This window comes from Maribacter sp. R86514, assembly GCF_044597005.1.
Classification (GTDB): Bacteria; Bacteroidota; Bacteroidia; order Flavobacteriales; family Flavobacteriaceae; genus Maribacter.
In genome coordinates this window covers 3,596,751-3,616,084 of sequence record NZ_CP138999.1, presented here as the reverse complement: position 1 = coordinate 3,616,084, position 19,334 = coordinate 3,596,751, and the positions used below count along the sequence as shown (strand labels likewise).

Sequence of the window (19,334 nt, the reverse complement as noted above, 5' to 3'; positions counted from 1 at the left end):
GAAACTACACACTTTTTTATACGATACTCTATATTATCATTTTAAGCCTGATGCGAATCTTTTAAAAGATCTACTACGCTTTTTACAGGATTAAAGGTCACTAAGGGCACTTCTACAAAAATGGTATTCCAAAAAGCCATTGCACCATTCCATAAGCCAGGTAGCTCAAGAGCTTTTAATTCTTTACCGTCTTTAGTTTTGCCCGTTATAAAACCTTGCTTTTCATCAACAAACTTTAATAGGTCATATTTCTCACCTTTATAATTACGAACAGCACACACTAAATCTACCGGATTAAAATGTGTAGAATTTTTAAGAAGATCCGCTTGTTGTGAATCATCCATATCTATTTGGGCAGACTCTATAATTTGTAAAGAAACCTCCCCTTTACCATTAGTTACCCAGAACGGACCACCACCTGGCTCACCTTCATTCTTAACCATACCGCAAATACGAATAGGTCTGTTGATTTTATCTTTAAGTACAACTACTTTTTCACTGTTGGATTTGGTATCAAAATCATCTGAGAAACGAACGTTCAAGTTTGTAACCAAAAAGTTTCTGATTTCTTCAATCTGTGTATCATCTACATTCCCCTTATCTAGCAACGCAGCATATTCAAAAGCTTTTTCCTGCTCTTTTAAAAGTACACCTGCCAGAACCTTTTTACTATCGGCAACTGCCTTGGCATCTTTCATTACAGCAACGTTGTCTATATTTTTAATAAAGATAACATCGGCGTCTTTTTCGTTTAAGTTCTGGATTAATGCACCATGACCTCCTGGTCTAAACAACACAGAGCCATCTTCATTTCTAAATGGGTTATTGTCCATATCTACCGCCAAGGTATCTGTAGAAGATTTTTGAAATGAGTAATCTACATTATAAGTTATACCAGTGTCAGCAGAAACTTTTGGTCCAGAGGCTTCAAATTCTTCACCAAACATTTTTTCATGCTGCTCAGAAATTGTAAAATGTAAATTTGCTTTTCCGTTAGAACCTGCATATAATGCACCTTCCTTTAAATGTTCTTCAAATGGTGTAGCTGCAGTAGACTCATACTTATGAAATGGTAATAATCCCTTCGGATAAAAACCATAGTTCAATGCATTCTCGCCTAAAAGTTCAGAGATAAAACTAAAAACCTTTTCTCCTTGAGCATCAGATTTTAAATTTAATCTATCCATAACTTTGTGGTAAAACGGAAAATGCTCTAAGCCTTCAGAGAACTTCTTAATATCTTTATCATTAGTTCTTGTCAAATATGCGTCTAAAGTTTCATCAGCAGGATTATAAGCACCTAAAAAACTAAATAATGCTTTAAACATTCTTGATGCCGCACCAGAAGCCGGAACAAACTTTAATATATCTAAGTCTTTTAATTTCGAATCATAAAATGCAATGAGCTCTTGCTCTTCTGCATCAGAAAATTTAAGAATACCATTACCTATTACGGCAGCATTCTCTAATTTTACAAAAGGTATACCTTCTTTAAAAGTGTTGATGTGACTCAACATTTGCTCTTTAGAAATTCCCTTTTGCTCTAATTGTTTTAAATCTTTATCTGTAAGTTCAATCATTTATCTAATAAGGTATCTATATGGTTAATGGCTTTTTCTAAACGTTGTTTTTTGTTCCCCTTCAAGGTAATAAATTTTTTGCCGTATTTTTCTAAAGTATCTTTAAAATAATTGAACATTTGTTCTCTTTCATTTGGCTTATCCCTTAAATCATCAGCTTCCCAAGGAATATCTATATAAGTCAGCAAATAAAGATCATAAGAATTCTCAAGCGCATATTTTTCTAATACAGGATCACATTCCCCAATATAATATGCTTCTGAATATACTTTGGTTTCCAACAGATCTGTATCGCAAATGAGAATATCCGTAGCCTTTTTAGACAACTTATTTTCTAAACGCATTTGCCCTTCGGCAATAGGTAACAGATCATGAGGTTCGCAAGTTTTACGCTCATTGTTCCATTTATCTTGAAGATAATCTCTTGCATATTCTGGTACCCAAACGGTATGGTAATGCCTTGCCAACTGTTCTGACAAGGTTGTCTTACCTGTAGATTCTGGACCAAAAAGGACCACTTTTAAGACATCTGAAGGTTCTTGCTTATATTTTTCTTCCATGCATTATACCCGTAAAAGGCCAATATTGTAAAAATGAGATATTGAAAACTAGTAAACGTAAATCCTTTATAAAAGTATAATGGAATAGATATTAAATCTCCAACGATCCAATATATCCAATTTTCTACTTTCCTCTTGGCCATCAACCACATACCCACAAAAAATATAGCTGTTGTTATGGTATCAACATAAGCAATCCAACTATTCCATTTATCAAATACTTGATACACGGTAAAAACAAAGATGATGGTACTTATAAAAATGATAACCGAGGTTATATTTTCCTTTTTGGTTACTCTGGTAATTGGCGTGTAATGTTCTGCATCTACTTTTCTTGTCCAAATATACCAACCATACAAACTCATTATAAAATAGTAGGCATTGATCATCATATCGCCCAATAAACCCCATTTTAATAAGAGGTAGACAAATATTGAAGTACTTATCAGCCCTGTAGGGTACACTAAAATTTTGTTTTGTTTGGAAAACCACACCGATAACAGTCCAAAAATGACTGCTATGATTTCCAGAATAATATCTAAAGTGTTATAACCGGCATATTGGCCAAAGAGATAATCAAAAATGGGGCTCATAGTCGCTTCTATCAGATTTAACTATTTTCATGAACAAAAGTCCGCGGTCCATCAGCTCAAATGCTGTTTTAATTTCAGTATTCAATACGTTCATTACTTCATCATACGAACCAAATACTTGTGTACTTAGCGGGTTCTCCAATACAGTTAAACCGCAGTCACGTAGTTTTTTTATAAAATTTATAATGTGTTGTTCAAAATCGTCTTGCAATGGCGAAAAGGTCAATTCAACTGATATATCCATATAAAGTATGCTGTCTTTAATTTATTCTATTCTTTATCTCTAGTGGCATAAACGCATGTAAACTGCTCAAACTCTAGAAATCGTATTTTATAACTCGATAAATTTCCTTGAAAAATAATTTGCGCCGTGGTATTATTAGCATCAAATTTAAAATCTAGAACATTTATATGGTGCAAAAAACTTACCCCCCTGTGGCCATAAATTTTATAAAGAGATTCTTTGGCACCCCATACAATAGTCAATTTTCTAACTACAGCGGCAGTATTCGCAAGTGTCTTATACTCTTCAAAAGGTGTAAACTTATGTGCTATTCGCAAAATTTTATCGCGCTGCATTTCAATATCTATACCTACATGTTCGGTTTTACTTATGATAATACCCGTAAAATTATGTGAGTGCGTAATAGATATAAAATTACCGTCTTTTAAATGGGGCTTCCCACTTTCATCATAGATTAAATCGGCATCGGTATAACCATAGTTAGCAAGCAAATGCCTAATACTCAAGAAAGCCTTACGATGAAGTTCAGATTTCATTCCGTCAAATCGATTTTGACAATAGGGCGTGAGCTCAATACCCGTCCAAAGGTTTTCTTCGGTCTCTTCAACCTTCCAAATTGCTAAGTAGGTTTCTTCATTTACTGTTATAGTTTTGTAAAGCGGCATGGGATTCTTAGTGTTATTCGTACCTTTGCACGAATTAAAAATTGCTGTACACAGAAAACGAAAGTATAAAATAATAAAGATATGAGCACGAAAACTATTCCGTATGTGCCTTATAAGGTTAAGGATATTTCCCTTGCTGATTGGGGAAGAAAAGAAATCGAATTAGCAGAAGCTGAAATGCCAGGCTTAATGGCATTAAGAGAAGAGTACAAAGATGAGCAACCTTTAAAAGGTGCCCGTATTGCAGGTTGTCTACATATGACAATACAAACTGCTGTACTTATAGAAACATTGACCGCTCTTGGCGCAGATGTTACTTGGAGCTCATGTAACATATTTTCCACTCAAGATCAAGCAGCAGCAGCTATTGCGGCGGCAGGGGTACCTGTTTATGCTTGGAAAGGAATGAACGAAGAGGAGTTTGATTGGTGTATTGAACAGACTTTATTCTTTGGTGAGGACAGAAAACCATTGAACATGATTTTAGATGATGGTGGTGACCTTACCAACATGGTATTGGATAAGTACCCAGAAATGGCCGGAGAAATCAAAGGTCTTTCTGAAGAAACTACAACAGGTGTTCACCGTTTATACGAACGTGTAAAGAATGGAACTTTACCTATGCCAGCCATAAACGTTAACGATTCTGTTACCAAATCTAAATTCGATAACAAATACGGATGTCGCGAAAGTGCTGTTGATGCTATACGTAGAGCAACAGATACCATGCTTGCAGGAAAACGTGTAGTTGTTGCCGGTTACGGTGATGTTGGTAAAGGTACTGCAGCTTCTTTTAAAGGTGCTGGCTCTATTGTTACCGTTACCGAAATCGACCCAATTTGTGCATTACAGGCTTGTATGGACGGATTCGAAGTTAAAAAACTAGAAACGGTTATTGGTAACGCTGATATCGTAATTACTACAACTGGAAATAAAGATATTATTAGAGCTGAACATTTTGAAGCCCTAAAGGATAAAGCCATTGTTTGTAACATTGGTCATTTTGACAATGAAATCGACATGGCATGGTTGAACAAAAATCATGGTAATACCAAAGATGAAATCAAACCACAGGTAGATAAATATACTATCAACGGTAAAGATTTAATCATTTTGGCAGAAGGTAGATTGGTAAACTTAGGTTGTGCTACAGGTCACCCTAGTTTTGTAATGAGTAATTCTTTTACAAACCAAACATTAGCTCAAATAGAGCTTTGGAAAAACAGTGCCAACTATGAGAATGATGTATACATGCTACCTAAGCATTTAGATGAGAAGGTTGCAAAACTTCACTTATCTCGTTTAGGTGCCGAACTTACAGAATTGAAAGATTACCAAGCCGATTACATTGGTGTAACGGTAGAAGGCCCTTTCAAACCTGAATACTACAGATACTAAAACATTGGTTTTAGAAACTAAAAAAGTCCTGATTTTCATCAGGACTTTTTTTATGCTTTATATTTTCTTAAGATTAGTTATTCTCTGCCAACATACCCTCTAAATAATAACAATCTGTTTGCTCTTTAATTTGAGCCAAACCTTCTTCTTTAGAGCTTAACGGATCAATCTTAACCTCTTCTCCGTTTGGCATATAAACAATGTAAAACCCTTCTTCAAAAGATGAAAGTTTAATTATCTCACCATTAGGTCTTACTGCGTTCCAAGATTTTTCACTTGGTTTATAAACTAAATCAATTTTCTTTCCTTTTTTAGGACCGTCAACTACGGTTACTTGCATTCTGTTCTTAGTAGCGGTCATTTCAAAAGTGTTACCGTCTCTTTCTACCATTTGAGTCTCTGACTCTCCTTCTTTCATTGCAATTGGGTTAGAACCTCCCCAAAACTCGATTACGTTGAAAATCACGGCATCACCTAAAAAGAACAATCCATAAACAGGAATAATATTTAAGCCCCAGAATACCAGATTGTTCACAAACTTACTATCAGACAACCCTTGATTCCAATCTTTTAAATTATTGAAAGCACTAAAAGAACCTAAGCAACTAGAGAATAATAAGGTACTCGCCATTGCAACACAGATAATTGATTTTTTCATGATATGATTATTTAGAATTAGACCTGCAAAATACCGCTAGTTGCCCTTTCTAACTTCTCTTATAAATTTTATTATTAACCCAATTGGTGCTTTGTTCTATAAATGGCATTAAATGATTGTTAAGCAGTCCACCAGTTTATTTCAAAATTCATAGCTTTAATTCTTAAATGGAAAATTGATTTTCAACGACCGCATTTCTTTTATTAAATCAAGAAAAATATATATGATACTATTTGTTGATATGGACGAGGTTATTGCAGATACCTATGGTGCTCATATAGAAATCTACAATGCAGAATTTAAAGGTGAGCTGACTACAGAAATATGCAAAGCATCAGAGGTATGGCATATGGTGCCCGAGGCGCACCAAGATAGTGTTCGCAAACATGCCACAAGAAGAGGATTCTTTAGAAACTTAAAACCAATTGCAGGTAGCCAAGAAATATTATCCAAACTTGCTGACAAACATGAAGTCTACATCGCATCTGCCGCCATGCAATTTCCAAATTCATTAGAGGAAAAAAGTGAATGGCTAGACGAACACTTTCCTTTTTTACCTTGGCAAAACCGAATTCTATGTGGTCACAAACATATTCTAAAAGGTGATATTTTAATTGACGACCGCAGTTTTAATTTAGAGAATTTTGATGGTAGAAGTTTACAATTTACCTCACCACATAACGTAAATACCGATGGTTTTGAACGTGTTGATACTTGGTTTGAAATTGGGGAGAAATTATTGTAAACCTAATTTCCCCAAATCATAAAAGTAAAAGTTCTTTTCGTCGTTCATCGCTACGAAAAGTCCGTTTTTGAACATATCGTTCAACGGTACCGTTACCGCCTCACAACCATCTGTTTCAGTAGTTGATAGGTTTATAGCTGTAATAAACGCATTGGTCTCTCTATCAAAAATGTTAAACTCGCCCTTTTGCTGGTTAGATACTATTAAATACCCATGTCCATCAGTGTAACTTGCAATGGCTATACCTTCAATATCTTCACTAAAGTATTCACCTCCAAAACAAGATATTTCTTCACTTCCCAAACTTGGTTCAGCATAGTATTTTTTTATGCAGACACCTTCATCAGAGAAATAAACAAACCCATTTTCATCATCAATAGCAATAGCCTCAATTTCCTTTACGCCGCTAAACTTGCCGAATTTTCTAACATAATTAGAGGTTATACCTAAACTATCAGCATTTAGAGCATACTGGTACAGATAACCATCTGCCGGACCGGTTTTTCTACCTACAATAGCATATACCTTTGCATCTTTAGGAGACTTATACAAGCCAACTCCCATTGGCAATTTATTCTCTTCTAACGTTTCATCTTCAAAAACCTTAAAACCGCCACCATCTAAAGGCTTCATATCTGGTACAGAAAACATTCTAATTTGCTGTTTTTCACGTTCGGTAAAAACTAAAATGTCTGTTTTGGTAGAGTCGTTCAGCTGAAAACCATATTCAATATCTACATTATTCGGTCGTTTAATATTCCTTATAGTTTTCTCTTCTATTATTTTACCGTTTAGATCAAAAGCATAAATAGCTCCGTTGGTTTTCTTATCAGTACCAAAAACAATACTCTTTTCTACGTTTTCAGGATTAACCCAAATTGCAGGGTCATCTGTATCGTTCAAAGTAAATTCAGTAATAACATCTGGTGCAATTTTAGTCAACTTACTTTGGTTACAAGAATTAAAAACAGCAACCAAGGTTAATAAAAATGATAATTTTTTCATTTTAAGTAATTGATACAAGTGCTATATTATTTTCTAAAAAGATCATACTTTAAACCTAAAGTAAAACGCTGCCCATAGAATTCTATTTGTTGCGTACGCTCTTTAACACCTTGAAAGTAGCGTAACGGTTGATCGGTTATGTTCTTCAGATCTGCATACACACTAAGGTTTTTATTGATTTGAAATGTTGCGTTAAAATCTAAAAATAGTTGCGTATCATAATATCTATCCTCAAAATCATTACCCCCAATTTCATCAATGTAACTATCAGAAAAATTAGCGGATAGCCTAGCACTGAACTTTTTATCTGCATACCCCAATGATCCATTGAACATATTCGGTGCCGTATTGGGCAAGTCCAAATCCTCTCTTTCATCACCATCTTCATTACGTATACCATCTGCTGAAGAGGACAAATAAGTATAGTTTAAATAAAGACTAAAGTTTTTGGCAAAACCAGGAAGAAAATCTAATTGACGCTGAAATGCGAACTCTAAACCAAAAAGTGTGGCACTGTCACCATTTAAAGGCTGAAAAATATCATAACCTTCTGTACCAGCACCCAAACTATCATCTGGCGCCTCATATATAAAAGTGTAAATAAACTCATCTATATTTTTGTAAAACATACCTCCTGAAATTAAACCTACACTTTGAAAATAATGTTCGGCCATAAGGTCAAAATTCATTGAAGTAGTCGGATTTAGATCTGCATTCCCCAAGACCAACTCTTTATCTTCATTAATGACTTCTGCCCTTGGAATTAGATCTTGATAATTAGGTCTTGCCAAGGTGTTGGTCCATGCAAAACGGAGTATTGTATTCTTAGATACGTCATATTTTAAATGTACACCAGGCAAAACATTTGTATATGAATTTTCACCATTGACCTCTTCGACCAGAATTGCCTCTTCTATACCCGCATCTTCATCTTCTTCGATATAAACGACCCTATTACCCTTAGATTCCAATTTGGTATTTTCTATTCTTACCCCTACCAAAGCACTAATGTTTTCAGATAGTTTCTGATTTAGCATAACATAACCAGCCAAAACATCTTCGTTTACCTTGAAGTTACCTGGGGCAAATTCATCTACGATCAACTCCCCTTCTGCAATATTCAAATCTAAAGCACCTAACCATTCCTCACTTGCAAAAGAACCAATTTGATACTGACTTCCCGCTAGATAATCTGGATCACTATAATCTTTAACCGGTACGGTTGCCAAAGTTGGAAAAGTATCTTCTAAATCAAATTCATAAAAATTATTATCTCTTAATTTTGATTTAAAACGACCTCTAGCTCCAAATTTTATAGATCCATCTCCTTGTCCAAATATATTTGCAGGAACTTCAAAATTGACGAATACATTTACATCTTCTTCCTCGGTATACTGATTTTCTTCTGTAATCTCTCCATACTCAAAACTATCTAAATCTTCATCTGCCATGTTGGCCGCCGAAAATCTTGGATATCTAGAATTCAACACATCATTATTAATAATATATTCTGATTCAAATTCAGAATATCGTTCATTTAATCGCTCTTCTGATGCTTTTGCATAAGAGGTCATCCAATCTACTTTTAGATTACCCCAAAGATGATTACCTCCTAAACTGTAATTCTGCATACGTTGATCTTCCAAACGGCGATTTTTATTTCTATTACTGTCAATACCACCTTTAGATTGTCTTTTAACCTCAACAGGAAACCTAGTAGGCACGCCGTTGGTAATTGTAAAGTCTCCTTCTACAATATCTTCACCATCTAAAATTTCATGCTCTAAACGAAATCTATTTTCACGATCATCTCTCCAATTATACATTGTTTTTAAAAACACTGTATTGTTAACATTGAACTTATAATCTAAATTGGCCGAAAAGCTACGTCTAATACGTTGAACCAAGTATTCTCGTTGCTCATATACATTAACATAAGGATCAACATCTACTTCTTCTAATATTGCCTCACCATCACTATCTTCTAAACCTGTATTATATTCAAATTCATCTGTCCATTCTGCTTCAACGTTGTCAGAACCAAAGTCATTATCGTTACCCGAAACAGAAATCATCCATCCAAACTTGTCATTTTTGCTACGGTCACCCAACAAAACCGAGCCGTTTAATATTGGTTTATCAGTAATAAAATTTATACCTGAACCAAGTGTTGCAGAAAGTCGAAAACCTTGCGGCGATGTTCTTGTAATTAAATTTACCGACCCACCCAGTGCATCTGCATCCATATCTGGTGTAACAGCTTTACTGACCTCAATGGACTGTATCATATCTGCAGGAATCAAATCCATCTGTACATTCCTATTATCACCTTCTGCTGATGGTATTCTACTACCATTGAGTGTAACGGAATTTAATTGAGGTGAAAGACCACGAACAATTATATTTCTAGCCTCACCTTGATCTACCTGCATAGTTATACCTGGTATTCTTTTTACAGCATCACCGATATTGGCATCTGGAAATTTCCCTATTTGATCGGTAGATACAACATTGGTAATATTTAAATTAGTTTTCTGTGTATTCAATGCTTTTGATTGACCACTTAAACCATAAGCAGAAACCTCTACACTTTCTAGCTCCATCGTTTTTGGATCTACACTTAAACTTACATCTATTGTTTTATTTGCTATTACCGTAATCTCTTGAGATAAATCGGCATAACCTAAATAAGAAACTTGGATTGTGTAGGTACCTTCGGGGACATCTACAATGGTAAACCTACCGTCAAAATCTGTAATCGATCCTCTTGAGAGTGATGAGATTACAGCGCTCGCTCCAGGTAAATAAAGTCCGTTCTCATCTGTTACCGTACCTTGAACATTACCTGACTGCGCAAGTAGAATAAATGGCGCAAGAAAGAATAGATAAAAAAATACTGAGTTTTTCATTTTCTAAGTGGTTGTTATTTGGCCACAAAGAAATTAGATAGAACACAAAACAGTGTTGTCTTAATCTTAAGACTATTATAAGTTTAACCTATTTTCTTTTGCTATTTACTTTAGGTTAACACTATAGTAACAAAAAAACCTCTTCATTGCTGAAGAGGTTTTTAAAATAATTTGCTTGAAGCTTATGCTTCAAAAGGCTCAATGGAAACGTAAGACTTTCCACCAGCTTTTTTTGTAAACTTTACTAAACCATCTACACGTGCGTGTAATGTATGGTCTTTTCCTGCGTAAACATTTTCACCAGGATTGTGTCTTGTTCCACGCTGTCTAACGATAATGTTACCAGCGATAGCAGCTTGACCACCATAAATCTTAACTCCTAATCGTTTCGATTCTGATTCTCTACCGTTTTTCGAACTACCTACACCTTTCTTATGTGCCATTGTCTGAGGTTTTAAATATTATTATACTTTAATGGTTCAGCTTATTTAGCTACACCACCGTCTAATTCGTCTTGCCATTTCTGTAACTCGTCCCATTTACCTTCAGCAGCTAATTCAGCTTGCTTTGGCCATGTGTCAGTTACGTGATTTCCACGTACGTCTGCTATAATTTCAGAAATTTTAGCTGCGTCTGTTTTTGCTAATTCAGCAAAAGTAGAAATACCTGCATTATTCAAAGTTTCAGCGATTTTTGGACCGATACCTTCAATTTTTTTCAAATCATCACCTTTAGCACTAGCTTTCTTAGCTTTTGCTTTTGGTGCTACAGGAGCTGCTTTTTCCTCAACTTTTTTAGCCTTTGGTTCAGCTTTCTTAGTTTCAGCTTTCTTTGCTCCTTTAGAAATAATAGATTCGATAACAATCTCTGTAAGAGATTGACGATGTCCATTTTTCTTTTTGTAACCTTTACGTCTTTTCTTGTGAAAAACGATTACTTTGTCACCTTTTAGGTGTTTAACGACTTTAGCCTCTACTGCGGCACCGTCTATAGCCGGGGCGCCGATAGTAACGTTCGATCCATCAGCTAAAAGAAGAACATTGTCAAAAGTAACTTTCTTACCTTCTTCTGCTTGTAAACGGTGAACGTACACTTTCTGGTCTTTTGCAACTTTAAATTGCTGCCCTGCCATCTCTACAATTGCGTACATATTGTTAAATGTAATGATTAAACCTGATGGATTTTTTCCATAGGCGGGTGCAAATATAGATCTTAATCGTGAATTTACAAGTGTTTTTTACGATTTTTAAACAGTCTTTAGTATTCTAGTGTTCGAAGTCTTAAATAGTTGCATAAATGCAAGGGTCAAAACAACGCTACTGGTAAAACCCATAGTAGCTACCACTAGAAAAACAATGGCCTCAAAACTTCTATACGTGTTTGCCCATCTTGTTGATAATTCTTCTAAAAAACCCGGCTGTAATTCTGTAGAATAAAAGGCAAAAAAGATTGTAAAAATAAGTGTTGCTACACCACCGGTTATCAAACCTGCCATGAAACCACCTGCATAACTAAATTCACTACCTTTCTTTAACTTATAATATTTAATTGCCTCAAAAATGGCAAAACCGGTAATTACCGCATTAAATAGACTATAGAAAACGTTAACATGCAAGCCAAATAACGATAGTATTAAAAAATAAGCGATTAAAGAACCACTGGCGGCAACACCAAATCTAAGGGGTAAGGCATAATTTTTCATAATAATATTTTTTTGTTTAGTCTTTTAATTTAATCATTAAACAAAACATATTAAAATAATAACTGTTAAAGAATTCATATATTGAAGATTGTTCTTACAAAATTTAAAATTGAGTGTAACATTTTAATTTGAATGGACACTAATAGAACAGAACAATTAAACACGAACCTAAAATAGTTTAAATGAAAATGAAATTACTACTGGTTTCGGCACTATCCGTAATTGGATTTGCCGGACTCGCACAAGAGGTTGCTTACGAAGAGTACAACCTTGAAAACGATTTACACGTTATTTTACATCAAGATAACACCGCACCAATTATTTCCATCTCTGTATTTTACCATGTAGGATCAAAAGACGAAGACCCACAAAGAACAGGCTTTGCTCACTTTTTTGAACACTTACTTTTTGAAGGAACTGAAAATATCGAAAGAGGAGAATGGGACAAAATAGTATCTGCAAACGGCGGATCAGGTAATGCCACTACCAATGAAGATAGAACATATTACTATGAAGTTTTTCCTTCTAACAATTTAGAATTAGGTCTTTGGCTAGAATCTGAAAGAATGCTTCACCCTGTTATCAATCAAAAAGGTGTTGACACTCAAAATGAAGTGGTCAAGGAAGAAAAAAGACTTCGCGTTGATAATTCTCCTTACGGAAAATTCATTGAAAACATAAAAAAGAACCTTTTTCAAAACCATCCTTATAAAGAAACGGTTATTGGAAAAATGGCAGACTTGGATGCCGCTACTTTAGATGAATTTATAGCTTTCCAGAAAAAATTCTATGCCCCCAACAATGCCGTTTTGGTTATTGCAGGCGATTTTGAGAAAGAAAATGCTAAAAAATTGATATCAGATTATTTTAAGGATATTCCAAAGGGAGCAGAACTTAAAAGAAGTTTTCCTAAAGAAACACCGATCACATCAGAAATCAATGCAAAAGCTTACGACTCTAATATTCAAATACCGGCTACTATGATCGCCTATAGAACTCCCGGTCTTAAAAATAGAGATAGCCAAGTATTAGAAATGATTTCTACCTATTTATCTGATGGACCTTCTTCTAAACTTTATAAGAAAATGGTAGACGAAGAGAAGCAGGCCTTACAAATTGGAGCAATACCCGTAACCTTAGAAGATTACGGTATGTATATCGTTTTTGCACTTCCGGTGGGTGAAACTAGTTTAAAAACTCTAAACTCTTCTATTGAGACAGAAGTAGAGAAATTGAGAAATGAACTTATTTCTGAAAATGACTATCAAAAACTACAGAACAAATTTGAAAATCGGTTTGTAAACAGTAATGCCAGTATTGAAGGTATTGCAGAATCTCTCGCAGAATATTATGCGCTTTATGGTGATACATCTCTTATCAACAAGGAAATAGAAGTATATAGATCTATTACCAGAGAAGAGATTAAAGAGGTCGCAAACAAGTATTTAAAGCCTAACCAACGATTGGTTCTAGAATATTTACCTGAACAAAATACCGCAAACTAAAAATGACTATGAAAAATACATATATATTACTACTAACATTATTCTCCTTTATTGCTGTACAAGCACAGGTAGACCGTACGGTTATGCCCAAACCAGGACCTGCACCTGAAATTAATCTAGGAGTTCCACAATCATTCAACCTCAACAACGGATTAAAAGTACTTGTGGTAGAAAATCACAAATTACCTAGAGTTTCTATGCAATTATCTATAGATAACCCACCAATATTAGAAGGCGATAAAGCTGGTGTTGCAAGTTTAACAGGTAGTCTTTTAGGGCTAGGTTCTAAAAATATTAGCAAAGAAGCATTCAATGAAGAAATAGATTTTTTAGGAGCTAGACTTTATTTTAGCGCTCAACGAGCATATGCCCAATCACTTTCCAAATATTTTCCTAGAATGATGGAGCTTATGGCAGACGCCGCTATTTATCCAAATTTTACACAAGAGGAATTTGACAAGGAAAAGGATAAACTTATCACAGGGTTAAAATCTGAAGAGAAAGTGGTTTCGTCCATCTCAAGTAGGGTTCAAAGAGCATTAGCTTATGGTAAAAATCATCCTTATGGTGAATTCACTACAGAAGAAACCGTAAACAATGTAACTCTTAGTGATGTTGAAGAGTTTTATAGAGATTACTTTGTACCCGCAAATGCCTACTTGATCGTAATTGGCGATGTTAACCTTGAAGAAGTGAAAACATTGACCGAGACTTACTTTACCTCTTGGACAAAGGCCGTACCACCAAGTTTCTCTTATTCTCAACCTAAGAATGTACCTAATACGCAAATTAATTTTGTCGATATGCCAAATGCCGTACAATCAGAAATTACGGTTCAAAATATCGTAAACCTTAAAATGAAGGACGATGATTATATCGCTGCTCTTTTAGCTAATGAGATTTTGGGCGGTGGAGCTGACAGCAGATTGTATTCAAACCTTAGAGAAGAAAAGGGTTATACTTACGGTGCCTATTCTTCTATTGGCAACGATAAATATGGTCCATCTAGATTTAGTGCATCTGCAGAAGTTAGAAATATGGTCACCGATAGTTCTGTAGTTGAAATGTTAAAAGAGCTTAATGCTATCGTCACTAAACCTGTTACCGATGAGGAACTAAGAAATACCAAAGCCGTATATGCCGGTAGTTTCATTATGGCGCTAGAAAATCCAGAAACCATTGCTCGATATGCCTTGAATATCGAAAAAGAAAATTTACCTAAAGACTTTTATAAAACCTTTCTTGAAAAGCTTGACAAGGTTAACAAAGCAGATGTAGAAGCTGCCGCAAAAAAGTATTTCAATGTCGATAACGCCAGAGTAATCGTAGTTGGCAAAGGAAGTGATATACTTTCAAATCTTCAGAATGTAGAATTTAAAGGTAAAAAACTTCCGGTGCTTGCGTATTCCAAAACTGCCGACAGAGTTGAAACTCCAGATTACAATGCCGCCGTACCAACCGATGTATCAGTAAAATCCATACTAGAAAAGTATATTACGGCTATTGGCGGAAAAGATAAACTTGAGAGCGTAAATACTTTGGCCATGATGGCCGCAGCAGAAATGCAAGGAATGAAATTAGACTTAAACCTTAAAAAAACATCTAGCAATCAACTTATGCAAGATGTACAAATGATGGGTAACTCCGTAAGCAAACAGGTTGTAAACGGTGATAAAGGCTATATGGTCATGCAAGGTCAGCGTAAAGATCTTGAAGAAAAGGAATTGCAAGCCATTAAAAAGGAATCTGCCCCTTTCATCGAACTTCAATTAATTAACGATGCATCTGTAGTTATAGAAGGTATGGAAATGGTAGGCGATAAAAATGCTTACAAACTAAAGGTTGGAGAAGATAAATCTGCTTTCTATGATGCCGAAACCGGACTTAAACTACAAGAGGTTACCATAACCGAAATGCAGGGACAACAAATTGCCAGCACTTCTAACTTTGAAGATTACAAAGAAGTTTCTGGTATATTATTTCCTTTTAAAATACTACAAACCGTAGGTCCTCAATCTTTTGAGTTTGTAGTTTCTGAAATCAAAGTAAATGATGGTGTATCACCTACCGATTTTGAATAACTAAAATTTTATCTAAAAAGAAAAACCCGCTCATGAGCGGGTTTTTTGTTTTCTAATTTATAGTTTAAGCTTATCCTATTTTCCTTATTCTTGCTTCGCCAAAAATCAATCCTTTATCCACTTCTGGGCTACCCATATAATTCACATTTGTTTCTCCATAGCACGTTACCTTTAACCTATCTTTTACATGAACCCTAAAATTACTTTCGCCATAGGCGGTAATTTTAGTCTCACCTGCCATCATACCTACTGTATTTACTTCGCTCTCTCCGTACGCCCTAAATACTTGTCTAGTTACAGTACCTTCACCTATTTCCAAATAACTGCTGCCATAGATAGCTACTGTTAATTCATCTATAGAAACCGAATCAAAGTACACTTTTGCCTCGCCATACAAAGACATTTTAAAATCATCGGCATTAAAAAGATTTTTACAACGCACTACTTCTTCCCCTCTTATCGATAAATTTTCCAACTTTCTATAGGTAACGGTTGCAGTTGCCATTGTACCATTATATAGCGACTTACTACCACGCCATTGATCAGTTGAAATGCGTTCAGATTTGGTCACCACTTTGGCACCGTCTAAATATAAACGCAGCGTTCTGCCCTCTACCTCAACATTTATTTTATCTAAAGAAACTTTTGCATTTTCAATAACCACACTTTCCTCTTCCCCTTCAACTAGATTAACCGCTATATGCGGGCTAACAATTAATTTATCAAAAGATTTTACTTTGAATAATTTTTCCTGAGCCTGAATTGTGCCAACAGTCATTGTTACCGCTAATAGTGCTACTAATATTTTTTTCATGATTTCCGTTTTTTTGATTAGTTCTATACAAAGACAAGTCAAAAATCATTTTGTTACAGTAGATATTACTATTTCTACCTAGCTACTGTCTTTTTGCGATTTACCAGCCATACCCCAAATAGTATAATTAGACCGCCTAACAACTGAAGAAAGCTAATATTTTCACCATCTAAAAAGCCCCATAACACTGCCACAAGAGGTATCAAATAGGAAACAGAAGCCGCAAATACGGGACTGGATAATTTTATCAGTTTATTGAACAGAATATTTGCCAATGCAGTACCTAAAAAAGCCAACGCCATTATATACCACACTGCCTCTTGTATGGCACTATTTCCTACAAATTGCTGAAATACCCCAGAATACACTAATATAATTACCGCAGGAAGAAAGGCAACCCCAAAACTAGCAGTTGTTACAGCCAAGGGGGTTAAATGAGATAAATACTTCTTAATGATATTAATATTAAAAGCATAACCCAATGCAGCAAAAATTATGAAAAAAGAATACCAATAATTTTGGTCTACATTATTCTCCATCCCCGCTGCAATTAACACAACTGTACCAAGAAGACCTATAAGAACGCCCAACACTTGTTTTCCTTTAAGCGAAAGACCAAAAAGCGCAATACCAACCAAGGTAGTAAACAAAGGTGCTACAGAATTTAAAATAGACGTAACTCCACTACTTATTTCCATTTGTGCCAATGCAAAGAAAAATGGTGGAAAAAAAGAACTACATAGCCCTGCGATAGTTATCCATTTCCAATCGGTTTTTGAAAGTGTTTTTAAAGACTTAAACCCCAATATAAATAACAAGACAGATGCGAATAGAATTCTTAATCCGCCCACCTGCAGAGGCGTATACCCTAGCAAAGATCTTTTAATCAATATAAATGAAGAACCCCATATAAATGATAGCACTACTAGGTAAATCCATTTTTGGTCTAAATTCTTCAATATTGATAATTTTAAAACAAAAGTGAGCTTTTTTTCATACAAGTAAGCATGACGTTTAATATTTTTTTTGCCATACCTTGGTTAAAAATTTTTACATAATTGGTATATTTACACTGTAACCTATTATGCTTTTTTCAAGTATATGCTAAATATAAACTCATGAACTTCAAAACATTAATTCTTTTCGTATCAATATTTACATTATCAATACAGTCGTCTTTGGCTCAAGAAGGCGAAACTTTACCCACTGAAATCAATGTAAGCGATAGTAGCACACTTTTACTTACTATTGAAGGTATGGCTTGCCAAGAAGGTTGTGCCGATAAAATCTCATCTAACTTAATGGAGCGTAACGGAGTTGTTTCTGCAGATATCAGTTATAAAAACAAAAGCGGAGTAATAACTTTTGACCCTAAAGTCATTACCGAAGAGGAAGTAAAAAATATAATTACCGGTACTAAAGTCAAAAATTACACGTATACTGTTTCCTCAGCAAAAACTATTACCGCTATTACCCCACAAAGTAATTAAAATGAAAAAAGCTTTATACATATTTACTGTAGTTACATTCTTAGTATTTACCGCTTGTAAGGAATCGAAAACAACACAGGAACCTTCTAAAATGGAACATGTAATGAGCATTCATGACGAAGTAATGCCAAAAATGGGAACATTAGGGAAATTAGTTGGACAATTAAAACCAATGGCCGACTCTCTTGGAGCCGAATCAGTTGAAGCAAAGGCAATGAAAGATCTTCAAGAAGCAAATAAATCTATGATGGATTGGATGCAAGGTTTTGGAGACCGTTTTGACGCTGATGAAATTATGAACGGCAAAGAACTTTCTGATGAAAAGAAAGCATGGCTAAATGAAGAAGAAGAGAAAGTACAACAAGTAAAAGAGAAGATCAATTCTAGTATTGACCGTGCTGAAGAGATTCTTGCCAAGCAATAGCAAACTTTTACTGAAAGGGTAATTTAGAAAGATCTACATTACCCCCTGAAATGATAATGCCTATTTTTTTATTCTGAAAAACTTCTGGCTGTTTTTTTGATTGTTTCAAAACTGCAGCCACAGTTACAGCACTAGAGGGTTCTATAATAATTTTCATACGTTCCCAAACCAATTTCATAGCAGTTACGATCTCATCTTCGGTAATTCTAACGATACCACTAACGAGCTCTTTTATAATCGGGAAATTTTTATCGCCTAGCATTGTTTTTAATCCGTCTGCCATGGTATTCGTGGTATCATTACTTTCTATTTTACCACTTTGTAAGGAACGATATGCATCATCTGCCTCAAAAGGCTCGGCACCATAAACTTTACAATCATCACCAAGATATTTTACCGCCAAAGCAGAACCGGCAATAAGACCGCCACCACCAACTGGGCAAAATATAAATTCTAAGTCTGGTTGCTTTTCCAATAATTCCAATGCAGCCGTACCTTGACCTAAAATAACATTATTGTCATTTGAAGGATGAATAAAAGTTGCTCCCGTTTTCCGTCCTATTTCATCGGCTAATGATTGCCTTGCTTCTACTGTTGGCTCACACTCATAAATTTTCCCCAGATACTCTCTAACCCCTACTTTTTTGACTTCCGGAGCTGTATTTGGCATTACAATATGCGCCGTAACACCTACACTCTGAGCGGCTAATGATAAAGCTTGTGCAAAATTACCTGACGAATGTGTGACTACGCCACTTTTCTTTTGTTCATCGGATAATTGCAGGATCGCATTGGTAGCGCCTCGCATTTTATAGGCTCCTGCTCTTTGAAAATTTTCGCATTTGAAGAATACCTTTGCATTGACTTCTTTGTCAATTAATCTTGATGTTAGAACTGACGTATTATGAACAAATGGAGTTATTCGTTCGTGACAATCTAAAAGGTCTTGCTTAGTCATCAT

General features: G+C 35.2%; 20 protein-coding genes. 6 read left to right on the top strand and 14 right to left on the bottom strand.

Translation table 11 applies throughout. The features are described from left to right. Positions 1 to 41: 41 nt before the first annotated feature. Genes SJY30_RS15860 through SJY30_RS15840 form a run of 5 tightly spaced genes read right to left on the bottom strand, consistent with a single transcriptional unit; the run spans position 42 to position 3,642 of the window. Complete coding sequence (locus SJY30_RS15860; RefSeq protein WP_396633102.1) at positions 42 to 1,580, bottom strand: DUF4301 family protein; 1,539 nt, start codon at positions 1,578 to 1,580, stop codon at positions 42 to 44. Continuing rightward, entirely contained in the window at positions 1,577 to 2,140 is a 564-nt protein-coding gene (locus SJY30_RS15855) for an AAA family ATPase (protein WP_036157124.1), read from the bottom strand. Before SJY30_RS15855 ends, SJY30_RS15860 begins: the two co-directional genes overlap by 4 nt. Next, complete coding sequence (pnuC, locus tag SJY30_RS15850; protein WP_396633101.1) at positions 2,101 to 2,733, bottom strand: nicotinamide riboside transporter PnuC; 633 nt, start codon at positions 2,731 to 2,733, stop codon at positions 2,101 to 2,103. Before pnuC ends, SJY30_RS15855 begins: the two co-directional genes overlap by 40 nt. Then, positions 2,717 to 2,977, bottom strand: coding sequence for a hypothetical protein (locus tag SJY30_RS15845; RefSeq protein WP_036157129.1), 261 nt, complete (start codon positions 2,975 to 2,977; stop codon positions 2,717 to 2,719). The genes pnuC and SJY30_RS15845 overlap by 17 nt, the downstream gene beginning before the upstream one ends. 26 nt (positions 2,978 to 3,003) lie before the next feature. Then, a complete protein-coding gene (locus tag SJY30_RS15840) occupies positions 3,004 to 3,642 on the bottom strand; it encodes a 4'-phosphopantetheinyl transferase family protein (protein ID WP_396633100.1) in 639 nt (212 codons plus the stop codon). Positions 3,643 to 3,723: 81 nt separating this feature from the next. Here SJY30_RS15840 and ahcY point away from each other — a divergent pair, with 81 nt between their 5' ends. Then, complete coding sequence (ahcY, locus tag SJY30_RS15835) at positions 3,724 to 5,040, top strand: adenosylhomocysteinase (RefSeq protein ID WP_396633099.1); 1,317 nt, start codon at positions 3,724 to 3,726, stop codon at positions 5,038 to 5,040. A 73-nt stretch (positions 5,041 to 5,113) separates the two neighbouring features. Here ahcY and SJY30_RS15830 read toward each other — a convergent pair whose 3' ends face one another. Continuing rightward, complete coding sequence (locus tag SJY30_RS15830) at positions 5,114 to 5,698, bottom strand: DUF3332 domain-containing protein (protein WP_396633098.1); 585 nt, start codon at positions 5,696 to 5,698, stop codon at positions 5,114 to 5,116. A 223-nt stretch (positions 5,699 to 5,921) separates the two neighbouring features. Here SJY30_RS15830 and SJY30_RS15825 point away from each other — a divergent pair, with 223 nt between their 5' ends. After that, positions 5,922 to 6,443, top strand: coding sequence for a 5'(3')-deoxyribonucleotidase (locus SJY30_RS15825; RefSeq protein WP_396633097.1), 522 nt, complete (start codon positions 5,922 to 5,924; stop codon positions 6,441 to 6,443). Here SJY30_RS15825 and SJY30_RS15820 read toward each other — a convergent pair. The 5 genes from SJY30_RS15820 to SJY30_RS15800 form a co-directional block, all read right to left on the bottom strand. After that, positions 6,435 to 7,448, bottom strand: a complete 1,014-nt coding sequence (locus tag SJY30_RS15820; protein ID WP_396633096.1) for a phytase — start codon at positions 7,446 to 7,448, stop codon at positions 6,435 to 6,437. The genes SJY30_RS15825 and SJY30_RS15820 overlap by 9 nt on opposite strands. 26 nt (positions 7,449 to 7,474) lie before the next feature. Next, positions 7,475 to 10,357, bottom strand: a complete 2,883-nt coding sequence (locus tag SJY30_RS15815) for a TonB-dependent receptor (protein ID WP_396633095.1) — start codon at positions 10,355 to 10,357, stop codon at positions 7,475 to 7,477. Positions 10,358 to 10,539: 182 nt separating this feature from the next. After that, complete coding sequence (rpmA, locus tag SJY30_RS15810) at positions 10,540 to 10,800, bottom strand: 50S ribosomal protein L27 (protein WP_036157145.1); 261 nt, start codon at positions 10,798 to 10,800, stop codon at positions 10,540 to 10,542. Between the two features lie 41 nt (positions 10,801 to 10,841). Continuing rightward, positions 10,842 to 11,507, bottom strand: a complete 666-nt coding sequence (gene rplU, locus SJY30_RS15805) for a 50S ribosomal protein L21 (protein ID WP_396633094.1) — start codon at positions 11,505 to 11,507, stop codon at positions 10,842 to 10,844. A gap of 96 nt (positions 11,508 to 11,603) precedes the next feature. Then, entirely contained in the window at positions 11,604 to 12,059 is a 456-nt protein-coding gene (locus SJY30_RS15800; RefSeq protein WP_396633093.1) for a DUF4199 domain-containing protein, read from the bottom strand. A gap of 182 nt (positions 12,060 to 12,241) precedes the next feature. Between SJY30_RS15800 and SJY30_RS15795 the strand changes: the two genes are divergently transcribed. Together SJY30_RS15795 and SJY30_RS15790 are read left to right on the top strand one after the other, a co-directional pair. Beyond that, positions 12,242 to 13,564 (top strand): M16 family metallopeptidase, encoded by a 1,323-nt coding sequence (locus SJY30_RS15795; protein ID WP_396633092.1) that lies wholly within the window; start codon positions 12,242 to 12,244, stop codon positions 13,562 to 13,564. An 8-nt stretch (positions 13,565 to 13,572) separates the two neighbouring features. Continuing rightward, positions 13,573 to 15,645 (top strand): M16 family metallopeptidase, encoded by a 2,073-nt coding sequence (locus tag SJY30_RS15790; RefSeq protein ID WP_396633091.1) that lies wholly within the window; start codon positions 13,573 to 13,575, stop codon positions 15,643 to 15,645. 70 nt (positions 15,646 to 15,715) lie between these two features. Here the strand turns inward: SJY30_RS15790 and SJY30_RS15785 are convergent, their stop codons facing one another. Continuing rightward, entirely contained in the window at positions 15,716 to 16,459 is a 744-nt protein-coding gene (locus tag SJY30_RS15785) for a head GIN domain-containing protein (RefSeq protein WP_396633090.1), read from the bottom strand. Between the two features lie 74 nt (positions 16,460 to 16,533). Next, positions 16,534 to 17,418 carry a DMT family transporter gene (locus SJY30_RS15780; protein ID WP_396633089.1) on the bottom strand — a complete coding sequence of 295 codons (885 nt, stop codon included), beginning with the start codon at positions 17,416 to 17,418 and terminating at the stop codon, positions 16,534 to 16,536. A gap of 159 nt (positions 17,419 to 17,577) precedes the next feature. On the opposite strand from SJY30_RS15780, the gene SJY30_RS15775 reads away from it, so the two are divergent. Both SJY30_RS15775 and SJY30_RS15770 read left to right on the top strand, forming a co-directional pair. After that, on the top strand, positions 17,578 to 17,949 hold the full coding sequence (locus SJY30_RS15775; protein WP_396633088.1) for a heavy-metal-associated domain-containing protein: 372 nt from the start codon (positions 17,578 to 17,580) through the stop codon (positions 17,947 to 17,949). A gap of 1 nt (position 17,950) precedes the next feature. Then, entirely contained in the window at positions 17,951 to 18,373 is a 423-nt protein-coding gene (locus SJY30_RS15770; RefSeq protein WP_396633087.1) for a hypothetical protein, read from the top strand. Positions 18,374 to 18,380: 7 nt separating this feature from the next. Here the strand turns inward: SJY30_RS15770 and SJY30_RS15765 are convergent, their stop codons facing one another. Beyond that, a complete protein-coding gene (locus SJY30_RS15765) occupies positions 18,381 to 19,331 on the bottom strand; it encodes a pyridoxal-phosphate dependent enzyme (protein WP_396635338.1) in 951 nt (316 codons plus the stop codon). Positions 19,332 to 19,334 lie beyond the last annotated feature (3 nt).

Coding starts and splice junctions, on each gene's coding strand:
- pnuC (WP_396633101.1), bottom strand. CDS start 2,733: ATGAGCCCCATTTTTGATTATCTCTTTGGCCAATATGCCGGTTATAAC.
- SJY30_RS15855 (WP_036157124.1), bottom strand. CDS start 2,140: ATGGAAGAAAAATATAAGCAAGAACCTTCAGATGTCTTAAAAGTGGTC.
- SJY30_RS15840 (WP_396633100.1), bottom strand. CDS start 3,642: ATGCCGCTTTACAAAACTATAACAGTAAATGAAGAAACCTACTTAGCA.
- SJY30_RS15815 (WP_396633095.1), bottom strand. CDS start 10,357: ATGAAAAACTCAGTATTTTTTTATCTATTCTTTCTTGCGCCATTTATT.
- SJY30_RS15800 (WP_396633093.1), bottom strand. CDS start 12,059: ATGAAAAATTATGCCTTACCCCTTAGATTTGGTGTTGCCGCCAGTGGT.
- rpmA (WP_036157145.1), bottom strand. CDS start 10,800: ATGGCACATAAGAAAGGTGTAGGTAGTTCGAAAAACGGTAGAGAATCA.
- SJY30_RS15790 (WP_396633091.1), top strand. CDS start 13,573: ATGAAAAATACATATATATTACTACTAACATTATTCTCCTTTATTGCT.
- SJY30_RS15830 (WP_396633098.1), bottom strand. CDS start 5,698: ATGAAAAAATCAATTATCTGTGTTGCAATGGCGAGTACCTTATTATTC.
- SJY30_RS15765 (WP_396635338.1), bottom strand. CDS start 19,331: ATGACTAAGCAAGACCTTTTAGATTGTCACGAACGAATAACTCCATTT.
- SJY30_RS15820 (WP_396633096.1), bottom strand. CDS start 7,448: ATGAAAAAATTATCATTTTTATTAACCTTGGTTGCTGTTTTTAATTCT.
- SJY30_RS15770 (WP_396633087.1), top strand. CDS start 17,951: ATGAAAAAAGCTTTATACATATTTACTGTAGTTACATTCTTAGTATTT.
- SJY30_RS15825 (WP_396633097.1), top strand. CDS start 5,922: ATGATACTATTTGTTGATATGGACGAGGTTATTGCAGATACCTATGGT.
- ahcY (WP_396633099.1), top strand. CDS start 3,724: ATGAGCACGAAAACTATTCCGTATGTGCCTTATAAGGTTAAGGATATT.
- SJY30_RS15845 (WP_036157129.1), bottom strand. CDS start 2,977: ATGGATATATCAGTTGAATTGACCTTTTCGCCATTGCAAGACGATTTT.
- SJY30_RS15775 (WP_396633088.1), top strand. CDS start 17,578: ATGAACTTCAAAACATTAATTCTTTTCGTATCAATATTTACATTATCA.
- SJY30_RS15785 (WP_396633090.1), bottom strand. CDS start 16,459: ATGAAAAAAATATTAGTAGCACTATTAGCGGTAACAATGACTGTTGGC.
- rplU (WP_396633094.1), bottom strand. CDS start 11,507: ATGTACGCAATTGTAGAGATGGCAGGGCAGCAATTTAAAGTTGCAAAA.
- SJY30_RS15860 (WP_396633102.1), bottom strand. CDS start 1,580: ATGATTGAACTTACAGATAAAGATTTAAAACAATTAGAGCAAAAGGGA.
- SJY30_RS15795 (WP_396633092.1), top strand. CDS start 12,242: ATGAAAATGAAATTACTACTGGTTTCGGCACTATCCGTAATTGGATTT.